General features: G+C 41.9%; 18 protein-coding genes. 12 read left to right on the top strand and 6 right to left on the bottom strand.

All coding sequences use genetic code 11. The annotated features are described in order from the left end of the window. Positions 1-200: 200 nt before the first annotated feature. The 8 genes from BMZ06_RS08155 (at position 201) to BMZ06_RS08120 (ending at position 6935) form a co-directional block, all read left to right on the top strand. Positions 201-1205 carry a LacI family DNA-binding transcriptional regulator gene (locus BMZ06_RS08155; protein WP_089751555.1) on the top strand — a complete coding sequence of 335 codons (1005 nt, stop codon included), beginning with the start codon at positions 201-203 and terminating at the stop codon, positions 1203-1205. A gap of 26 nt (positions 1206-1231) precedes the next feature. Further along, on the top strand, positions 1232-2185 hold the full coding sequence (locus BMZ06_RS08150) for a sugar kinase (RefSeq protein WP_089751554.1): 954 nt from the start codon (positions 1232-1234) through the stop codon (positions 2183-2185). 9 nt (positions 2186-2194) lie between these two features. Continuing rightward, the gene (gene hxlA / locus BMZ06_RS08145) at positions 2195-2845 is read left to right on the top strand and encodes a 3-hexulose-6-phosphate synthase (protein WP_089751553.1); all 651 of its coding nucleotides are present in this window, start codon (positions 2195-2197) and stop codon (positions 2843-2845) included. After that, complete coding sequence (gene hxlB, locus BMZ06_RS08140) at positions 2817-3371, top strand: 6-phospho-3-hexuloisomerase (RefSeq protein ID WP_089751552.1); 555 nt, start codon at positions 2817-2819, stop codon at positions 3369-3371. The genes hxlA and hxlB overlap by 29 nt, the downstream gene beginning before the upstream one ends. Before the next feature lie 14 nt (positions 3372-3385). Beyond that, positions 3386-4024, top strand: coding sequence for a bifunctional 4-hydroxy-2-oxoglutarate aldolase/2-dehydro-3-deoxy-phosphogluconate aldolase (locus BMZ06_RS08135; protein ID WP_089751551.1), 639 nt, complete (start codon positions 3386-3388; stop codon positions 4022-4024). Between the two features lie 40 nt (positions 4025-4064). Then, entirely contained in the window at positions 4065-5102 is a 1038-nt protein-coding gene (locus BMZ06_RS08130) for a TRAP transporter substrate-binding protein (RefSeq protein ID WP_089751550.1), read from the top strand. Positions 5103-5169: 67 nt separating this feature from the next. Continuing rightward, on the top strand, positions 5170-5649 hold the full coding sequence (locus BMZ06_RS08125; protein ID WP_089751549.1) for a TRAP transporter small permease: 480 nt from the start codon (positions 5170-5172) through the stop codon (positions 5647-5649). After that, complete coding sequence (locus BMZ06_RS08120; RefSeq protein ID WP_175477827.1) at positions 5646-6935, top strand: TRAP transporter large permease; 1290 nt, start codon at positions 5646-5648, stop codon at positions 6933-6935. The genes BMZ06_RS08125 and BMZ06_RS08120 overlap by 4 nt, the downstream gene beginning before the upstream one ends. A 33-nt stretch (positions 6936-6968) precedes the next feature. Here the strand turns inward: BMZ06_RS08120 and BMZ06_RS08115 are convergent, their stop codons facing one another. Beyond that, positions 6969-7451, bottom strand: a complete 483-nt coding sequence (locus tag BMZ06_RS08115; RefSeq protein ID WP_089751548.1) for a hypothetical protein — start codon at positions 7449-7451, stop codon at positions 6969-6971. Between the two features lie 341 nt (positions 7452-7792). Here BMZ06_RS08115 and BMZ06_RS08105 point away from each other — a divergent pair, with 341 nt between their 5' ends. Further along, the gene (locus BMZ06_RS08105; RefSeq protein ID WP_089751546.1) at positions 7793-9190 is read left to right on the top strand and encodes an amidase; all 1398 of its coding nucleotides are present in this window, start codon (positions 7793-7795) and stop codon (positions 9188-9190) included. A 41-nt stretch (positions 9191-9231) separates the two neighbouring features. Here the strand turns inward: BMZ06_RS08105 and nagZ are convergent, their stop codons facing one another. Then, entirely contained in the window at positions 9232-10473 is a 1242-nt protein-coding gene (nagZ, locus tag BMZ06_RS08100; RefSeq protein WP_089751545.1) for a beta-N-acetylhexosaminidase, read from the bottom strand. A 273-nt stretch (positions 10474-10746) separates the two neighbouring features. On the opposite strand from nagZ, the gene BMZ06_RS08095 reads away from it, so the two are divergent. Then, entirely contained in the window at positions 10747-11211 is a 465-nt protein-coding gene (locus BMZ06_RS08095; RefSeq protein ID WP_089751544.1) for an NUDIX hydrolase, read from the top strand. A gap of 147 nt (positions 11212-11358) precedes the next feature. Here BMZ06_RS08095 and BMZ06_RS20635 read toward each other — a convergent pair whose 3' ends face one another. Continuing rightward, positions 11359-11463, bottom strand: a complete 105-nt coding sequence (locus tag BMZ06_RS20635; protein ID WP_014645089.1) for a putative holin-like toxin — start codon at positions 11461-11463, stop codon at positions 11359-11361. Positions 11464-11701: 238 nt separating this feature from the next. Between BMZ06_RS20635 and BMZ06_RS08085 the strand changes: the two genes are divergently transcribed. After that, positions 11702-12877, top strand: coding sequence for an MFS transporter (locus BMZ06_RS08085; RefSeq protein WP_175477826.1), 1176 nt, complete (start codon positions 11702-11704; stop codon positions 12875-12877). 332 nt (positions 12878-13209) lie between these two features. After that, positions 13210-14514 (top strand): alpha/beta hydrolase, encoded by a 1305-nt coding sequence (locus BMZ06_RS08080; RefSeq protein ID WP_089751542.1) that lies wholly within the window; start codon positions 13210-13212, stop codon positions 14512-14514. A 43-nt stretch (positions 14515-14557) separates the two neighbouring features. Here the strand turns inward: BMZ06_RS08080 and BMZ06_RS08075 are convergent, their stop codons facing one another. The 3 genes from BMZ06_RS08075 to BMZ06_RS08065 all read right to left on the bottom strand — a co-directional run bounded on the left by BMZ06_RS08075 (position 14558) and on the right by BMZ06_RS08065 (position 17360). Continuing rightward, a complete protein-coding gene (locus tag BMZ06_RS08075; protein WP_089751541.1) occupies positions 14558-15280 on the bottom strand; it encodes a Bax inhibitor-1/YccA family protein in 723 nt (240 codons plus the stop codon). 126 nt (positions 15281-15406) lie between these two features. Then, the gene (locus BMZ06_RS08070; RefSeq protein WP_245755977.1) at positions 15407-16030 is read right to left on the bottom strand and encodes a response regulator; all 624 of its coding nucleotides are present in this window, start codon (positions 16028-16030) and stop codon (positions 15407-15409) included. Further along, positions 16008-17360 carry a sensor histidine kinase gene (locus BMZ06_RS08065; protein ID WP_245755976.1) on the bottom strand — a complete coding sequence of 451 codons (1353 nt, stop codon included), beginning with the start codon at positions 17358-17360 and terminating at the stop codon, positions 16008-16010. The genes BMZ06_RS08070 and BMZ06_RS08065 overlap by 23 nt, the downstream gene beginning before the upstream one ends. Positions 17361-17377 lie beyond the last annotated feature (17 nt).

The raw sequence follows: 17377 nt of genomic DNA, 5'->3' as shown, positions 1-17377 counted from the left end.
AAAAATTTCTGGTAATTGAAAACCTGTTGGAAGCCTTATATATAAGTGATTTGAAACTTTACAGAATTGAAATCAGACGAAAGAATTCTGAAAATAGCTTGTAAAGCGCTTACATGTATTTTATACTTTCACTAAATCGATTTAGTAAATCGGTTTAGTAACATAAAAAGTAATTAAAAATAGATATGGAGACTAGCCAAATGAAAAAAATAACCATAGCCGATGTAGCTAATCAAGCAACAGTCTCAAAGAGTACTGTGTCTCAGTATTTAAACGAACGATATGACTATATGGGCGAAGAAACCAAAGCTAGAATAAAAAAAGCAATAGAAGACCTTGGCTATCAGCCGAACATAGTGGCTAGAAGTCTGAAACAAAAGTCTACAAAAACCATTGGAGTTATTGTGGCGAACATATTACACACCTTTTCAACAGAGGTGAGCAGATCTATTGAAGATGTGTGCAACGAGGAAGGGTTTCATACCATTGTATGTAACGCAGACGATGATCCAGTAAAGGAGAAGCGGTACATTGAAATGCTAAGAGCGAAGCAGGTGGATGGACTTATTATTTTTCCTACAGGAAATAATAGAGAGTTGTACCAGCGCATGCTCGATGAAAAATACCCTGTAGTATTTCTGGATCGCTCGGTCCCAGACATCCCGGTATCCTCAATCATGCTGGAAAACGAAGTCGCTTCCGAACTTGCGATAGATCATTTTGTAGAAAAAAATCACCGCAGAATCGGACTTATTACTACTTCTATCATCGATAGCATTACGCCGCGTTTGGAAAGGCTGAAAGGCTATCAAAACGCTTTGAAAAAGCATGGGATAGCAGAAAATGAGAATTACATTAGCAGCGTAGCCCCGCAAGAGGTACAAACAGCTTTAGATCAAATGCTGGGGCAGAATCAACCTCCGGATGCGATTCTGGCAGGTAATGACCTGGTTCTCATGGAGATTTTAAAATATGTGAAGCAAAAAGATCTTCGAATACCGGAAGATCTAGCCATTATCGGCATTGATGATGTATCTTTTGCAAGCTTTTATACCCCAACCATTACAACCGTAGCTCAGCCTACATTCAAAATGGGGAAAATGTCCGCCGAGCTATTATTAAATAAAATTAAACAAAACAAGATTCGAGATGATCGGCCTGATTACCGCTTTAAGCCAACTTTAATGATCAGGGAATCAGTTTAACTAGCCACTTGAGGAGGATCAACAATATGAATGATGTCTTAACTATAGGCGATGCAATGATTACGCTTGACCCTTCTCAGACGGGACCAATGCGGTTTTCCTCCACTTTTCACAGGAAAGCAGGAGGAGCAGAATTTAATGTTGCTATTGGATGTGCTCGTTTGGGACTGCAGACGGGGTGGGTCAGCCGCCTAGGAAATGATGAGTTTGGGAAGTATATTAGGAACTTTGCCAGAGGGGAAGGCGTGGATACTTCTGCTGTGAAACTGCTGGATCATTACCAAACCTCTCTGAATTTTAAAGAGATCCGAGAAGGAGGCGATGGAAAGACCTTCTACTATCGCTACCCCTCTCCTACAACAGAACTGACGGAGAAAACCTTAGATATAAATTCCCTTAGAAATACTAGATTACTTCACATTACAGGAGTATTTGCAGCTATTGATCCACAAAAGAATATTCCTTTACTTAAGCGGGCCATAACCATCGCTAAGGATCATGGAGCTCTTATTTCCTTCGATCCAAATATTCGATTGAAGTTATGGAGTAAAGAAGAAGCACAGAAAAACCTAAAACAATTACTCCCTTACGTAGATATTATGCTGACGGGGGTGGACGAAGCCGACCTGCTGCTCGGGGTTAGTCAGCCTGATGAAATCATCGATGCCTGCAAGCAATACGGAATCTCCACCATTGCTATTAAAAAAGGGGAAGAAGGTGCTATTGGTTACTGTGGCAACGAAACCTTAAGTCTTCCACCTAGTAAACCGGTAAAAGTTGTCGATACCGTGGGAGCTGGAGATGGATTTGACGCAGGCTTCATATTCGGGATTCTTAAAGGATGGGGTCTTGAAAGGACATTAAGGTTTGCTAATACAATTGGCGCCATGGTTGTTAGTGTTTATGGCGATAATGAAGGACTGCCAGAACTGGAAGAAGTGTTAATTCAGTTAGGCGAAAGAGTATTTGTAGAACGGTGAGGTGAGTAAATGAATCTTCAAATAGCGTTGGATCGTTTAACCGAGGAAGAGTGTATGGACTTGATTCAGAAAACCTATGAATCTACAGATTGGATTGAAGTAGGCACAGGCGTCATAAAAGAATACGGAATGAATATCATTCGGCGCATTCGAAAAGAGAATCCTGAGAAAGTGATTGTGGCAGACATGAAAACGTGTGATGCAGGAAAGCATGAGGCAGCTCAGGCATTTGATGCAGGGGCAGATATTACCACAGTCATGGCTTTTGCTGCAGATCAGACCATTCAAGACATGCTCCATGTTGCTTCAGACCGAAACAAAAGAATTATGGTAGATCTGTTAGGGATAACAGATCAGGAAAGGTTGAAGCAGTTGGCAGCTATGGGAGTGGATTTAGTTAGCCTGCATTTTGGTAAAGATATGCAGCAATCAGGAGAGATGAGCGATGACTTATTTTCATTAGTAAAAGATCTTCCATCTCTTGAAGTAGCCGTTGCTGGAGGAATTAACTTATCTTCGCTGCCAACGATCCTCGCCCATAAACCGGACACTTTAATCATAGGGAGTGGGATAACCAAGCAGCCTGACCCTAAAGAAACGGCATCTCTTCTGAAAGGAGAAATGGATAAATATGAAGCAAACAATTCAGACGGTCAGTAATGAAATCAGCGAAGTATTATCACGTATTGATGAAAATCAGGCTACAGAGGTTTCGTTGTCTATCAATCAGGCAGCCAGAATCTTTGTGACGGGGGAAGGGCGTTCAGGGCTGATGGGGAAGGCTTTCGCCATGAGGTTAATGCACGGAGACTACCCTGTGTATGTCACTGGAGAAACCATAACCCCAAGCATTAAAGACGGTGATCTGTTAATCGCCATTTCCGGATCTGGTTCGACGGCTTCTATCTACCAACAGGCTTTAAGTGCTCAACAGGCAGGAGCAGAGATTATAGCAATCACTACTAACCCAGAATCGAAGCTTGCCGAGATTAGTGATAAGCAATTGATTGTACCGGCAGCTACTAAAAAACGATTACCGATTGAACCAGAAACGATCCAGCCGCTCGGAAATCAATTTGATCAATCTCTCCACTTACTTTTAGATGCCATTATCATATACAGCTTAAACCAGCGTCCGATGAGTTCGTATGAAGAAATGACGAAACGGCATTCCAATTTAGAGTGAAAGAGGAGGAGGACATGGCACATTTACAGCAGTTAAAAAATGCAAAAGTTGTCCCAGTTATAAGAAAGGCCCAACAAGACCAGATCGTAAGCATTGCCAAATCCTTGCAACATGGCGGGATTAAAGCTATTGAAATTACCGCAGAAACACCAGGTTGCGCCACTATGATTGAACAGGTGAAGCAGGAGTGTAAGGGAGACTTTCTAGTAGGGGCAGGCACGGTACTAGATGGAGAGACGGCTATCCAAATGATAGCTTCCGGGGCAGATTTTATCGTTGCTCCAACACTTAGCGTAGAGACGATACGGGCAGCCAAACGATATGGAAAAGTTTGTATCCCGGGAGCGTTCACTCCTACAGAAATTCTAACCGCTTATGAATATGGAGCGGATATGGTGAAGGTTTTTCCAGCAAGCACAGTAGGCCCAGGATTAATAAAAAGTATAAAAGGGCCGCTTTCTCAAATTTCAATTATGGCTACAGGAGGCATTCATTTAAGCAATATGAATGAGTTCTTGGATGGTGGAGCAGAAGTTGTCGGAATAGGAAGTCAATTAGTTTCCACAACTAATCTCAATAGTGACAAAGACTATGAAAGACTGGAAGAATTAGCGAAAGAGTATATGGATCAAGTTTCTGTAATGGAAAATTGATAAAATTTGAAAGCGTATTCAAATAATAGGAGGTTCATTTATGCAGAAAAAATCATTTTCTATCATTGTTCTTTTCATCGCCGGTATGGTTTTTGCTCTAACAGGGTGTGGCGGAAGTGGAAACGAAACTGGAGGATCATCAGGTGAGGGTGGAGGCGAAAGTTTGAAGATCATTGCTGCGCATAACCAGACTTCACCGGAAAACCCTTATCAAATTGGAATGAAAGAGTTCAAAAAAGTTGCTGAAGAAAATGAGAACGTAGAAGTAGAGGTTCACGCTGGAACATTAGGAACTAGCGAGTCTGAGTTAGTAGAAAAGCTTAAACTAGGCGGGGCGGATGTTGTGTTAGTATCGCCAGGATTCATGTCTAAGACTGGGATACAAGAAATTGATATGTTTGCTACTCCTTATATCTTTGATAGCTACGAGCATTGGGAAAAAGTAGTAGATGGAGAAATTGGTGACCAAATGGCAGATATCATTAATGAAAAATCGAATAACGACTTTAAGCTTCTTGGCTACTGGACAGCTGGAGTTCGTCATTACTATGGTAAAAAGCCTTTGAATTCCATGGAAGACATTAGTGGAATGAAATACCGTACTCAAACTTCCGGTGCTGTAGCTAAATATTGGGAAAGCACAGGGGCTGTTCCAACCGCAGTAGCATGGGGTGAGCTTTACCAGGCACTTCAGCAAGGTGTAGTAGATTCGGCCGAAAATGCTTATCCGTACTTTGTCCAGCAGAACCACCACAAAACGGAAAACGGAAAATATATTACTGAAACAGCTCATGATTATACCACACGTTTCCTGTTAATTAACGGGAAGAAATTTGATTCATATACCGATGAACAAAAGAAAACAGTTATGGATGCGGCAGAAGCGGCTGTTAAGAAAGAGCGAGAAGCTTTATATGCTCAGGAAGAAGAGTATAAGCAACAAGCGATCGATGATGGTGCAGAAGTTAACCAGATCGATCGTGAACCATTCATTAAAAAAGCAGAAGCCATTCAAGATGAAACAGCAAAAAGAGTAGGCACTGAAGATATGCTTAAGAAAATAAGAGAAATGAAGTAAAAGAAGGCTGGGCACAGCAAAATTGTGCCCTTCCCTTTAGTCTTCTTTAAGGAGGGTAAGTGAGAGCATGCTTATAAAATTCTTAGAACGAATTCAATTGATTATTGGCGTTTTATTTCTTGTCGCTTTCTTTATCACAATTGTGATCCAGGTTGTCACGAGATTTATGGGGGTGTCGGCAGTATGGACAGAAGAAGTGGCTACGTATTCTTTTATATGGGCCGTTTTCATGGGGGCCTCTGTCATGCTCAACCGCAGAGAGCATTTCAATTTTGATATGCTTTTAAAGAAGTTTAAAGGGAAGGGCAGAAGTACTTTATATTTGATAAATGATTTGATTCTTCTAGTGTTCACACTAGCTATTACGTATTATGGCTGGCAAGCGGTACTAAACTTCTGGAACTACAATTGGGTTTCGCTCCCGCAATTAAAGATGGGATATGTTTGGATTTCTGTTCCGATCATGGGGGGAACTATGGTGATTTATACATTCGCCCACATCGTAAGAACGCTTAAAAACTTCAGTCAGAAGGAGGCGGCCCAATGATTGGTTCCATTTTAGTCGTTTTATTCATCCTATTAATGCTGATCGGGATACCGATAGCGTTTGTCATAGGAATCGTGGCGATGATCGGGATTTTCAATGTTCCTTATATTCCGGAAGTCACCGTTCCCGTGAAAATGTTAAATGGTCTAGACTCCTTTGTGTTAATTGCTGTACCATTATTTATTCTTGCGGCTAACCTCATGAATAGTGGCCAGATCTCTCAAAAGCTAATTAACTTCTCGCTCTCGATCGTCGGTCACATACGCGGGGGCCTCGCCCATGCTAACATCTTAGTGTCCATGATATTTGCTGGGGTGTCAGGTGCATCGCAGGCTGATACAGCCGGAGTAGGTAAAATCCTTATTCCAAATATGAAGAAACAGGGATATGATACGGAGAATGCGGTGGGAATAACCGCCGCATCATCTACCATCGGGGTTATTATCCCACCTAGTATCCCTATGATTATTTATGCAGGACTTACCAATGTATCCGTAGGCGCTCTATTTATGGTCGGGATTATCCCAGGGGTACTGGTCGGGCTAGGTATGATGATTATTGTTTATGTATTAGCACTGAAAAGAAATTATCCTACCTATCAAAAGGCTTCCATGAAAAATTTCATTAAGCAATTTCTAGATACGATACCTGCTTTAATGACACCTGTAATTTTAATTGGAGGTATTGTTACTGGGATTTTTACAGCTACAGAAGCAGCAGCATTCGCTTCTTTATATACAGTCCTTGTAGGAATGTTTTATTATAAAACATTAAAGATTAAAGATTTCCCTAAGATTTTAGTGGATACGCTTACGTTAAGCTCTCTTTCCTTATTTGCCTTAGCAGCAGCAAACGCCCTGGGTGAATTAATGAGTTATTACCAGTTGTCGATCTGGGCGGAGCAGTTCTTCACGAACAATATCGGAAGTAAATGGCTGTTTTTGATAATTATTATTGGCTTCTTCTTGTTTGTAGGAACATTTATGGATGCTATTCCGGCAATGATTCTGTTTATTCCTGTCATTCTGCCGGTAGCGATCAGCTTTGACGTCAGTCCTATATTATTAGGGATCATAACGATCATGACCTTAGCGGTAGGGTTGGTTACACCACCGTATGGACTCTGTCTGTTATTGGCAGCGAAGATTGGTAAACTGCCTGTTGAACGATCATTTGTGGCTGTCGTGCCTTACATCACTGTGGTCCTGGTCGTACTTTTAGTCATTGCTTTTATTCCAGGGGTAGCTTTTTACCTCCCAGAGTTAATCAGTCCTAATTTATTTTAATGGAAAACAGTCGGCTATGCTGGCTGTTTTTTATTACTTTTTTTCTTCCGTCAAAGAATGCACATATCCTTTTACAGTTGCTCGGTCGGTATGGCTTTCCACTTTAGACCATTGAGTAATAATATAGAATAGAGTGATAAGCATAGCAGCCAGTCCTGTATTCATAAAGCCTGCCGAAGGACGTGAACCGTAATAGTAAAAAGCAACTTCGTGGTAAATAAAAAACAAAAGGGTTGTAAGAGTGAAATAAGTAAATCGTGATATGAATGGCTTGGATTTGTGAAACGGGCAGGAAAGCAGCAAAGGTGCCCAATAGATAACGGAGGAGACAGCTAATAGGGATAGATGTAGAAAAAAGCCGTATCCACTCGGAATCATAGAGAGAACTTCAAAGCTGACTACGACACCGAAAAAGAAAACAAAAGCGCTGGAAAGCAGAAGGTGGCTGCTTGAGACGAGCCATCGAAAGGATTTGCGAAACCAGAGATGGTTTTGGTTCGCGTACAGGATAAACAAAGGCGCACCACCAAAAGCAATGAAGCTGCGTGTAATGTTTACAGCGGGCTCAGCAGCAAGTAAATTTAATGTGAATAAAACAATAAGGAAAGAGATGAATCCAATAATCCAAACAAGCTTTCGACTTCTAAGGGGGGAAATGGTTTTTCATCCACGTATCCTCTCCTTTGACTTTGCTATAATTTTCCCTGGATGGATGAAAATAAACGCTGGCTTTTTTATTTTTTGATTAAATTCCAAGCATCGTTTTCTACTTAAGGTTAAAAGACATAGGTATAGTAATTAGTTTATTTTTGAAGGTATTTCATAGAAAATTAGATAAGGAAAGGGAGGATGATCAAATGGAAATATATGATCTTCACGACTTAGATGGGATAGGACAGCGGCGTTTAATTGAAGAAAATAAGTTGAAGCCTGAAGAAATTGTTAATCATTATAAGGCAATGATCGATCGAAAGAATCCTGAGCTCAATGCAGTTGTACATAAGACTTTTGAGAATGCAGCAAATATTAATGGGCATGGCGTGTTTAGAGGGCTTCCGTTTCTAATTAAAGATTTAAATGCGATGAAAGGATATCCACTTTCCTACGGTTCTAAAATTATGGATGGATTTAAAGCATCAGCAGATGATGAGATTGTTAGACGTTATAAGCAGGCAGGATTAACGATTCTAGGTAAAACTAATACACCTGAATTTGGCTTTACTCCGGCTACGGAATCTGTTCACCTTGGTTTCACAAAGAATCCGTGGAACCCTAACTATTCTTCTGGCGGGTCGAGCGGGGGAGCTGGAGCGGCTGTAGCATCTGGTATGATTCCGTTTGCTCATGGCAGTGACGGAGGAGGGTCCATTCGCATACCAGCATCCAACTGTGGCGTGTTTGGGCTCAAACCGACCAGAGGGCGCACACCCTTTTCCATGCGTTTGAATAGTTTCGCGGTTAGTCATGCTCTAACCCGTTCTGTTCGGGACAGTGCGGCACTTCTGGACGTTTTGGAAGGTCCGCAGATGGGAGATCTGTTTGCTACCCCTGCTTACGAAAAACCTTACATGGAGGTGCTTAAAGAGGAGCTAGGCACACTTAAGGTGGGCTATCTAGCTGATTTCGGGGAATTGATGGACATTGCGCCCGATGTGCAGCAAGCGGTGAATGAGACAGCTCATTTGCTGGAATCCTTAGGGCATCATGTAGAAGTTGCTTATCCTAGTTTTGATTTGCACCGTTTCATGGACGCTTACGTGACGGTATGGGTACTTGGAGGAGCTCTTGCTGTTCAGGATGCTGCCCGAATGAATGGAAAAGAGCCATCTGCGCATAATCTTGAAAGAATGCTTTCTACCTTGATCGATAAAGCTTCCCAATTTACAGCTATGGAATACGAGCAGGCCCGGATGTTCTTAGCTTCTGAAAGTGAGAAGGTTCATCGATTTTTTGAAAATTATGATGTGCTCCTTCATCCCGTTACATCTAAGTCCGCACTGCCGCTTGGCTGCTATAATGGAGAAGAAAATACGATTGATGAGATTCTTGCAGTGTCTGCTCAATATGCTCATCTTTCTCCTATTGCCAACGTAACAGGACAGCCTGCTATGAGTGTCCCATTGTACTGGAATGATCAGAACGTGCCGATCGGCTCACATTTTATGGCGAAGTTCGGAGATGAAGCTACGCTGTTTAAATTAGCCGCCCAGCTTGAGGAAGCTAAACCCTGGTGGCATCGTTATAAAGAAATTTAAAAAAGAAAAGCGTGTTTCCCGACGATTATCGGGAAGCACGCTTATTGGATCTGATTCCATACCTCTTCAATTTGCTTATTGAGCTGAGAGATTTCTTCGGTGTCCTCGTACGATTCACTTAACTTATAAGTTTCCTTTTTCTGAAGAATTCGGGTGACGCTGGTATTTAACTGACTTTCTGGAATTTGTCCGTCTCTCACTGCTTTAGTAAGCGAATCTTTCACACTCTGAAACTGGCTTGTATCTGTTAATAAGACCATATCTGCCCCTGCTTCTATCGAGAGTACGGCAGCTTCGCTTGTTCCATAATTATTGGAGATAGCTCCCATAGCCATATCGTCCGTAATAACAAGCCCATTGAAATCCAGCTGTTCTCGGAGAACATCTGTAATAATTGTTTTAGAAAGAGTGGCAGGGTATTTTTCATCCAGTTCAGGGAATAAGATGTGAGCGGTCATGATGGCATCTGCCCCTTGTTCAACAGCCGTCTGAAAAGGAATCCATTCGAAATCCTGTAAGTCCTCTATGGATTGATCCACGACAGGAAGGTCATAGTGTGAATCCACTGACGTATTTCCATGGCCTGGGAAGTGTTTGACCACGGGGATGACCCGTGCCGATTGTATGGCTTGCATCGCGGGGATTCCCATCTTTCTAACGAGCTCTGGAGTTTCTCCGAAGGAACGATCTCCAATTACTTGATTATTCGGATTGTTTACGACATCAAGAACTGGCGAAAAATTCATATTAAAGCCAAATGCTTTCACTTTTTCAGCTAATAGGCGTCCTGTTTTTCGAGCAAGCTGTGGATCCATTGTGTTGCCAATTTTTTTGCTGGCAGGAAGATTCATGATAGCACTGTCCGGAATCCGGCTTACCCGCCCGCCTTCCTCATCTATACCTAAAAACAATGGAGTAGGGTTGTTCGCGTTTGCCTGGCGAATTGAATCCACTAAATTTTTTAGCTGTGGGGCATTTTCAACATTTCGTCCGAGTAAAATCACGCCTCCGACCTGTGCCTGGCTGATCATCTCTTTCTCCTGATTACTTAATGTAAGTCCCTCGATACCAATATATAGGGTCTGGGAAACCTTTTGTTCAATAGACCACTGCAAGAGAGGGGAGCGGGTACTTTTCTCTTCGTTCGCTCTTAGTGGCATTAGGGAATGAGGGGATGCATCTTTTTGCTCGCTTTGAGTGTTTTCTCCTCTAATGTTAATTATTAGAATGACAGCCAACACGACAACAAGCGTTAGGCCAATAGCTGTAATGGTACGTTTCAAAGTTATTCCTCGCTTTCAAAATGAGAGTTTTCACTGTTGTCTATTTATTATAAGTATAACTCTAGCCATTGAAGCCTCTACCATTTTCCGTAATTTACCACCTCAGGTCAAACAGATATTACCATTTGATTTATTTTAACACAGGCTGTGGAGAGGGGGCTGTCCTTTAATAAAGTATGGATAACTTGAATGGGGAGATCAAAAAGTGATTCAATTAGAAGTACAAGCTAATTGCACGAGGTAAGCAAATAACGATAAGGGAGTACATTATTTATGGATTATATTACATATATCCGATCGAAAGTAGGTAAAGAGCGTGTCATTATGACGGTATGCGGTGCGTTTGTTATTGATGAACACCACCGTGTGCTTTTGCAGTTAAGGGCTGATACGCATACGTGGGGACTGCCGGGAGGCTTTATGGAGATGGATGAAAAAGTGGAAGACGCGGCCAGACGTGAAACTAAAGAGGAAACTGGACTTGAGCTTGGCGAAATGGAATTGTTTGGTGTGTATTCAGGGACAGACCTGCATAAAACTTTTTCAAACGGTGATCAGGTCGCTCTCGTCCAGATTTTATTTACTTGCCGGGACTTCTCCGGGACTTTTAATTTTCAGGATGGAGAAACCTTAGATGCCCGCTTTTTCCCATTGGATCAATTACCGGATCATATATTTGAGAAGCACAGAATATTCTTGAATGATTACATAAATAAGCAGCCGCCCGTAATAGGATAATGCATGGCTGAATATACTTGTGGTACAATAAAGTCAGAAATGAACATTTGAAAGGCCGCAGCGTCCACTGCGGCCTGACCGGCAGCTGTTCCGAAGGGATCGGCTACTCACTGAGGAATAGACCTCTCCCGTTACCAGACAGGAGGTCTATTTTTTATTGGTCATTTTTATGACCAACGCAAGCAGAGCAATAAGGAAAGTTCCAAAAGAGAATAGAACCATAAACACCTCATAGATACTCAAAAAAGGCATCACCCCCTTTCCTTTTCGATAAGGGGGCAGCCGACCTCCTATATAGAAACACTGCCTGATTGTCATTTTATCATAACTAATCTAGGTCAATAGAATGAAAATAAAAGGCTTATAATTTTTTTAATATAGTAAATCGTTTACATTTATTTTTATGGTTTTAAGTATAGAAGCCGTGGGAAAACCCTCCAAGCAATCAAACAGTTTGAATGTATATCTTAATCATCAGGAGGTAACTCACATGTCCCGAGGAAAGAGTATTCACGCTCTTGTCATCCTCATGTTCACCCAGTTTATATCGGGTGGGGTGACGAATACAAAAGGAATTGTGCTGGATCAAGTAGAACAGGATTTAGGACTTGATATGAGCCAATTTGGTCTTGTCGTTTTTATATTTCAATTAGGTTTTACGCTAGCCAGTGTGTTGATCGGGTACTATACCGATAAAAAAGGGCTTCGCATTATGACAGTTGTCGGCTCAATTATTATGGGGCTTGGGTTTTTAGGTACAGGTCTTGCCCCTAATATAACGTTCTTTTTAGGGTTTTATATGATTGTCGGCTTTGGCCTGGGCTCTTTAGGGGTCGCATCTAACGCAATCGTACCGGCCGCTTATCCAAATCGGCAAGGTCAGATGTTTAACTTCGCTATGGGTGTATATGGATTAGGAATGGTAGTCTTTCCACAAATCTTGAACTATCTTTTCCAGTTTGCTTCCTGGCGTTATTTCTATATAGGAATTGCGGCAAGCCTTGTAGCCGTTATTATCTATATTACTTCCGTTCATTTCCCGAATGGAAAAGCTGAGAAGATTGATTTGAAAGCTTTCATTCCTATGTTAAAAGATGCTCAATTCGTATTTCTTATGTTTTTCTTAGTCTTTGAAGTTTCAGCAGAAGTATCCTTTATGAACTTCTTTCCGAGTTACCTTAAATCTCTTGATTTAGGCGGGCTTTCTACTGAAGCTAAAGAAGACATGGTAGCAACCATTCTATCTCTGTTCTCTATATTCTTTATGGCGGGCAGACTCGCTATTGCTTACCTAACCAACTGGATCAATGAACGCGTTATTCTGATTACGTTCTCTGCAGGTTCCTTGTTGATGGTTGGAATCAGCTTCTTGTTTGCTAATGATTTCCCTTATTTATTCTCTGGTGCAGGGTTGTTTTTCTCAACATTATTCCCTACTGCCACAGCTTTTGGGACACAGATTTCCAAAACGGGTGGTTCTGCACTTGGTTTAATATACATTGCTTCCGGTATCGGCGGCGGTATTGCAGGTTATATTGTAGGCGTGGCCTCCGAAATATTCGGCCATGCAGGAGGATTTAGCATTGTGCTTATATTCTTGCTTCTCATGCTGATCACTACATTGTTCATGAACAGTAAGAAGTCGAGCCAATTAAAAGAATCATAGACCAGGTATCACCTGAAAAAAGCATGGCCTCTTAAGAGACCATGCTTTTTTTAATTCTTCCTGTATTAAAATGATGACCATTCGAAAAAACTTCTACCCCAAGGGGCAGAGGGGAACGGTGAAGATGGAGGAGACAACATTAAAGGAGGTACGATTAGGAAGACCACGCTGGTATTGAATTTCAACAGTAACTTTTAATAGAGCCTAGAAATTAAAGATTTTCACGGAAACATATGTTATAAATAGGTTAATTATTAAATTCTTATAACATATATTGTGGAATATTGTTCTGGATTAGACACTTATCTTTAGGGTAAAAAGGGAGGTTTATTATGCGTGTTTGGCTGCCGATCATTCTATTGATCTTGTTAATAACAACTGGCTGTAGTGAAGGAAATCAGACATCTGAAGGAAGTGATAAAGTGGGAGGAGATTATATAGAGGGGGAATGGAGTGGTTCAATTCAAGTGCCTGATCAGCCCTTAAATATCATCGTGGAGTTTCGGAAGGAGGAATCTCTACAAGGTGAAATATCAATCCCTGCTCAAAATATAGAAGACTATCCTTTGGATCAAGTGAAATTAAACGGGAGAGAACTTACGTTTCAAATGGCTATTTCCGGTCAGTCACTTCGTTTTATTGGAGCGGTGGAAAAGGATGTAATAAAAGGGACATTTACTCAGTCAGGCCAGAATTTTAACTTTGAATTACAGAAACAGAAAGATTCTTCCTCCAGCGCAAGTAAGGAAAACTTTTTGACAATTGAAACCATTACCGGTACCTTATATGGATCTCTGCTGCTACCGCAAAAAGATTCGAAGCCCCCGGTAGCTTTGATTATTCCTGGCTCGGGACCTACGGATCGTAATGGCAACAGTCCTGGCATAGAAGGGAAAAATAATAGCCTGAAACTTCTTGCGGAAGAACTTGCGGATAGAGGAGTGGCGAGTGTCCGGTACGACAAAAGGGGAGCAGGTAAAAATGCTCAAGCTGTTACGAAGGAGGGGGATATACGCTTCGATCAGTTTGTAGATGATGCTAAGCAATGGATAGATAAACTTAATGAAGATAAGCGCTTCTCCGAAGTAGTCGTAATTGGACACAGTCAAGGGGCGCTGGTAGGTATGATTGCAGCTGAATCAGGAAGTACAGATGCTTTGGTATCCATCTCAGGAGCTGGACGAACGTTTGATCAATTGTTAGAAGAGCAGCTATCAGAAAGTTTGCCGGATGATTTATATCAGGAAAGCCTCACGATCCTTGAGCGGTTAAGAGAAGGGGAGACCATTAAAGAAGTGAGTGATCCTCTAATGAGTGTGTTCAATCCTTCCTTACAGCCTTTCTTACAATCATGGATGGCTTATGACCCCGCCGAACAGATGAGAGCAACGGAAATCCCGACCCTTATTGTTAATGGAACAAACGACCTTCAAGTTACTAAAAAGGATGCTCAAATTCTAGCAGATGCCAATCCTGAGGCAGAATTACTCCTTATCGAAGGCATGAATCATGTTCTGAAAAAGGCTCCCGAAGACCGGGAGGGGAATTTAAAGACATATGGGAATCCTGATTTACCTTTAGCAGAGGAACTAGTGCCAGGAATTATGGATTTTTTGATTCAGCATGGGGTTAAGTAGAAGAGTAAAAGGAGCCTTTCCACGTATGGAAAGGCTCCTTTTATTATCTCCTGAGCTTTTGAAGCAGACGGAGAATTTCAATATATAGCCATACGAGCGTAACGATCAGCCCAAAAGCCCCGTACCACTCCATATGTTTAGGGGCACCGCGGTTTACGCCTTCCTCAATAAAATCAAAGTCTAGAACAAGGTTCAGCGCAGCAATGGCAACAATAAATAGACTAATACCAATACCGATCGGCCCGCTGGAATGAAGATAAGGAACTTCCATGCCGAAGAAAATATTCATGACAAAGTTAATGAGATAAACGACAAAAATGCCAAGAGTAGCGGAGACCACCATCAGTCGGAAGTTTTTCGTTACTTTAATCACTCGACTCGCGTATAGGAACAGAAGCACACCCATAACGGCGAGCGTCAAGGATGCAGCTTGAATAACGATGCCAGGGTAGCTGCTTTCAAAAAAGGCTGAAATGCCTCCAATAAAGAAGCCTTCGAGTGCGGCATAAATCGGAGCGGTAATGGGAGCTGCCTTAGGTATGAATGCCGTAATCAAAGCAAAAATTAAGCCGCCGATTGCGCCGATCAGCATCATAGCCGTAACATCTGCTCCTAGAGAATACTGATACCAGGTGTATAGCGAAGTCCCTAAAAGAAAAATGAATAAGAGTGCAATTTTCGCAACCGTTCCACCAAGCGTCATGGTTTCACCTTGGCTGCGACTTCGGAAAGTATCGTTTTTTAATACAGGGTTTCCTGTTCTCATGCTGTCCCTCCTTTAAATAGCTTGTCATAGTAATATACTAAGCGAATTGTATTTCATTACTGTAAGATTGTACCCTTACAGGCTGAAATTACACTTAGAAACGCGTGTTGGAGAAATAGAAACTATTCAATGGGTGTACCATTTATACAGTTTTTTCGGCCGTCCGATTTTCTGGTGACTGACCACTTGTTTTACTTTTCCTTCTTCTAATAGATGCATAAGATAGCGGTAAACGGTAGGGTAGGCAAGACCGACTTCTTTAGAGATACCATCTACGGAAATCGGGGATTTGTGTTCCTTCAGGAAACTGGCAACGGTTTGCAATGTCCCCTTACTGATCCCTTTCACCGTGAAGACGTCCTCTTCTTCATCCTGGACACTCTTCATATTTGCAATTTGGGCATGAAGACGAATCCGTGATATTAAATCAGGAGCCTTCACGGGTTTTAAAGCGAAATCAGTTGCGCCTTCTTCAAGGAAGCGGTCGGCCACTTCCTGTCGTTCATCTACCGTCAGGACAAGGATCGGGATCTGCTGATTATGCTTACGCAGCTCGCGGACGGTCTGTAAACCGTCCATCTCGGGCATATGATAATCAACTAACACCACATCGAATGCCCCTTTTAGGAATTTCTCTATACCCTCTCTGCCATTCACTGCTGTATCGGATTCCCATTCTGCATGCTTACAGAATTCCGTCAGCATAAAGCGCAGGGATTCGTCATTATCAATGATCAGGATCTTCATCATTCACTCTCTCCTTCGGTATATGAATCCAGAATGTAGTGCCAATTCCATGTTCACTCTCAATGGACAATTCGGCTTCATGTTCTTGGACTACATTTTTTACAAACGTCAAGCCGACCCCAGGGTGGGACTTGGTACTATATCCGGCATTCCAGATTTTCTCTATATTTTCTTCACTAATCCCGTGTCCATTATCTTTCACACCGATATAAACACCGCCTTCACCTACTTTTGAGCAGATCGTTACGGTGGCGTCACTCAGACCTTCTACGGCATCACTTGCGTTATCAATTAAGTTCACAAGTGCTCGAGTCATTCGAATTTTATTAATATAGATCTGAATATTCTCGTCTGCTTGCAGATCAAAATCATAAATGGTGGCCGAATCAGAAAGTTTATTAGCTCGTACATATTCAATAAATGTCTTTAATGTACACCAATTTTTCTTTTCATGGTATAAGATTTCAGAAACCATGTCGCTGGTTGATTGAATAGATGAAGAGATTTTATCTGTGTAGCGGAGAATTTCAGGATCCTCTGTTTTCATTTGAATTAATGAATTTAACCCTTCCATTAAAGAGAGTGGGGTTTTCAGGTCATGAACAAGGTGCAGGGCTTCTCGACCAGACCGTGACTCCACCATTTCCAGGCGGGCGATGTCGAGGTCCTGGCGCATTTTCCATTTCTGTTCTGAGACCGTTAAATAAACAGCCAGAACAATTGCGTTAACGATAAATACGGCACTGAAAACAAGACTGTAAAATGACAGCGTCGTACCAAAGCCAAGTTGTTCAGCGATCGTCTTCACTTCCATTGAAATCGTGCCGCCTCCAAATCCAAAGGCACTTAAAAATAATACGGTATCGAGCCATTGGACTCCGAAGAGCAATTGAACTAACACAAAGGATTTAAAAACAGGACGAAGCCTTCCTTTACCGAGCATATGCAGAAGCATAATGGACAATAACAGAATCAGGGCAGGGGCGCCGAAATGATAATTAATGGAGTTATACCCGTTAATGATCAGGTAACTTAGCGGAATAATGGACAAAGGTATAAGTACCTTCAGCCAGGGTTTTTCATAATGGGCGCCGACCTCATCTCCTAGAAGCAGCGCCCCTATATAGTGTGGAAGGGCGCGAATGGTGTTCAAGAGGACAAGAGCGAAAGCGGCCATCATCAATGTACTGCCGTCTGGTTCTTCTCGTAAGCTTCTCATTAAGCTGCCAAGCCCGGACAACTCTACGCTGAGCCATAAAGGCATCGAAATCCCGAGTACGATCAGAAGGACTTTAATCCAGATACTTTTGGAGCGCAATAAAGCTTTATTCATCCTAATCATCCTAACGC

The sequence above is a fragment of the Halobacillus alkaliphilus genome, from assembly GCF_900113125.1.
In the GTDB taxonomy this organism is placed as follows: Bacteria; Bacillota; Bacilli; order Bacillales; family Halobacillaceae; genus Halobacillus; species Halobacillus alkaliphilus.
This window is presented reverse-complemented; position numbering and strand designations above follow the sequence as displayed.